This is a genomic window from Phocaeicola coprophilus DSM 18228 = JCM 13818 (assembly GCF_000157915.1).
In the GTDB taxonomy this organism is placed as follows: domain Bacteria; phylum Bacteroidota; class Bacteroidia; order Bacteroidales; family Bacteroidaceae; genus Phocaeicola; species Phocaeicola coprophilus.
The window spans coordinates 77,962-81,431 of record NZ_EQ973631.1 but is presented as its reverse complement, the minus strand read 5'-3'; the positions used below and the strand labels follow the sequence as shown (position 1 = coordinate 81,431).

Below are 3,470 nucleotides of genomic sequence, written 5' to 3'. Positions count from 1 at the left end.
CCTGACCAAGGATGCCAGTGATCACATGTGGGTATGGCCGATCCCGAAAGATGAAATCGATGCAAACCCGCAAATCAAAGGACAGCAGAATGAAGGATATTAATACAATGAAACCTCTCTAACTTAACCTTACATTAATAAACAATGTAATAAGGGCCACCTCCGTGTGATACAGGGGTGGCTCTGTCTTTTATCAGGCAATACATTACTTTTTCACTTCCCTTTAAGTACTCTCTTTTCTCAAATTCCAATCTCACTCCCGGTAACGATTATAAAACAAAGAAACAGAACTTGCGCAAAGTTCTGTCCAAAAACATAAAGTTTTATGTTGCTTAACATAAATAAACAAGGTAACACCATTTTATCAAACAATTGATAGCTTTTTTTTGCATTTAAGAGTTATTTTTATGAAATTATATTATATATTTGCGTTCATCATTAACTTTATAATAAGAGAAACTATGAAACAAAAAGTAATGCTTTTGCTTACCTGTCTATTCCTTAGTATAGGAATGGTAATGGCACAATCGTCCAAGGTCACAGGACGCGTTTTGTCCGCAGAAGACAATGAACCAATTGTCGGAGCTACGGTTCAAATTGAAGGAACCAATACTGGAACAGTAACCGATCTGGACGGAAAATTCACCATCAATGCCCCCTCATCAGCTAAGCACCTGATTATTTCATTCATCGGAATGGAAACTCAGAAGCTCACAATCAGACAAGGACACATGAGCAACTTAGTCATTAAGTTGGAAGCTACTTCAGAAATTCTGGATGAAGTATTGGTGACCGGAACTTATGGCTCAGCCAAGAAACTCGGATCTATCGTAGGTTCTGTTGCAGCTGTCAAATCAGATAAGATTGAGAACCGCCCAAGTGCCAACTTTGCAGATGCCTTGCAAGGTCAGGTAGCCGGTCTGCAAGTTTATACTTCTTCCGGTGAACCGAGCGAAGGTGTCAGCATGCGTCTGCGTGGTGTCGGATCTATCAATTCATCTACTGAACCGCTGTTCATCCTTGATGGCTCCCCGATCTCAAGTGGTGCTTTCACGGCTATTAACCCGAGCGATATCGAAAACGTAACCGTATTGAAGGATGCTTCTTCTACTTCTATCTACGGTTCACGTGCAGCCAACGGTGTAGTCGTAATTACAACCAAACGCGGAAAAGGTGCTAAACCGACTGTCAGCATCAAAGGCCAATACGGTTTCTCACAGCCGGCTTTGCCAACAACTGAAATGATGAGTACCAGTCAGTACTATGACTTGTGGAAAACCATTGCTCCCAATGCCGACTTATCCATCATCAAACAATACATGGATATGGGTATTAATACCAACTGGCAAGATTATTTCCTGAAAGACAACGCACCGACCTGGCAATTAGATGCCAGCATCACCGGTGTTTCTAAAAATACAAACTACTTCATCTCTGCCAGCCACTACGATCAGGAAGGTGTGGAACCGGCATCAGGTATGAAACGTGAAACTTTGAGAAGTAACATTGATACAAAAGTATTCGACTGGTTGCGCGTCGGAGTTAACCTCGGTCTTTCTTATGAAGATTTTGAAACTAATGGTTTTGCTACAACTGGTAACAGCTGGTACAACGTAGCAACCTTGAGCCGCTGGGCTCTCCCCTGGGAAACTCCGTATGAAATCGTTGACGACGGAAACGGCAACTGGCATTATGGAGACCGCAAAGACTTGTTGGATGTACTTGGTTTGTGGAACCCGTATTATCTGTTGGAAAATCAGCCTGCAGAAAAGAACAAGATCCGCTTGTACGGAAATATGTTCGAAGAACTCACTCCGGTGAAAGGATTGACAATCCGTGCTTCACAGGCTCTGGATGCATTCGACTACAGATATCGTTACAGACAGCTTCCGGCTCAGTTCAATAACTATTCCGGATCAGCCAGCGAATCTTTCCAGCGCTACTCATCCATGACATTCACCAATACAGCCGAATATAAATTTGATGTAGATAAAATACATAACGCTACTTTCCTGATCGGTCAGGAAGCTATCATTTACGATGGAAGTTCATTTGGTGCAAGTGTTGAAGGTATCACCGATGACCGTCTGACACTGTTGAGCCATGGTACAACTCCGAAAGCTCCCAGTGCAAGCATCCAGAAGAAAGTTATGAACTCTTACTTCGCACGTGGTGAATACAACTATGCAGAAAAATATTTCCTGGATCTTTCCTTCCGTACAGATGGTTCTTCTGTATTCGGAAAGAACAACCGCTGGGCTTCCTTCTTCTCTGTTGGAGCTATGTGGAACATCAAGAAAGAAAGCTTCATGGAAGACGCTGAATGGTTGAACGATTTACGTTTCAAAGTCAGCTACGGTACAACTGGTAACTCTGCATTCAGTGGCGATCCTTATTATCCGTCATTAGGTCTGGTAGGAGTAGGTAAATATCAGGGTGGCTCTTCTTTCGGTATTTCAAGTGTACAGAACGATGATCTGACTTGGGAAAAACAGAAATCACTGAATATCGGTATCAGCACACGCATGTTCAACCGTCTGGATCTGAGCATCGACTTCTATAACAAAGTTACCAGCGACATGTTGATGACCATCCCTTATTCTTATACTACAGGACATAGCTCCGGATGGGGAAATATCGGAAGTATGTACAACCGTGGTTTCGAAACTTCTGTACAATATGAAATCTTCAATACCAAAGATTTCTACTGGAGCGTATCCGGAAACATCAACTACAACAAGAACCAGATCACAGAACTCTTCGGTGGACGTGACGAATATGTAATTCCTAACACAGGTGTAAAATATCAGGTAGGTGAATCTCTTGGTGACTTCTACTATGTAAGATGGGTCGGCGTGGATCCGGAAGACGGACAGCAGATCTGGCTTGACGATAAAGGAAACGAAACCAAGGAATATTCGGACAACTATGCTGTATTTACCGGAAAGAACCAGTATGCACCATGGGCAGGAGGTTTCAATACTCGTATTTCATGGAAGGGCTTCAGCGTAGACGCTAACTTCTCATTCATGCTGGGTAAGTACCTGATCGACAATGACCGCTTCTTCGTAGAAAACCCCAACTTCGTAGGACAGCTGAACCAGTCAGTTGAAATGGCTAATATGTGGACAACTCCGGGACAGATCACAGATATTCCGGCAGCCAACTCTGCTCGTCAGTTCGATACACACTTGCTGGAAAACGCTTCTTTCATGCGTCTGAAGAACTTAACCGTCAGCTACTCTCTCCCCAAACCTTTGCTGAAGAAGGTTGGCTTTATCAAGGGAGTACGTATCTTCGGTGTAGGACGTAACTTGTGGACCGTTACTCAATATAAGGGAGCAGACCCCGAAGTTGACTCTAACTTGCAGTTAGGAGTATATCCGAACACCCGTCAGTTCGCTATTGGCGCTGAATTAACGTTCTAATGAACACCATACAAATAAAAGATTGGTATACGAATAAAAATC

The 3,470-nt window shown here is 43.1% G+C and carries 1 protein-coding gene; it reads left to right on the top strand.

Going from position 1 to position 3,470, the window contains the following annotated elements; genetic code table 11:
* The first annotated feature begins 461 nt into the window (after positions 1–461).
* Entirely contained in the window at positions 462–3,428 is a 2,967-nt protein-coding gene (locus BACCOPRO_RS00740) for a SusC/RagA family TonB-linked outer membrane protein (RefSeq protein ID WP_040311022.1), read from the top strand.
* Positions 3,429–3,470: the final 42 nt, after the last annotated feature.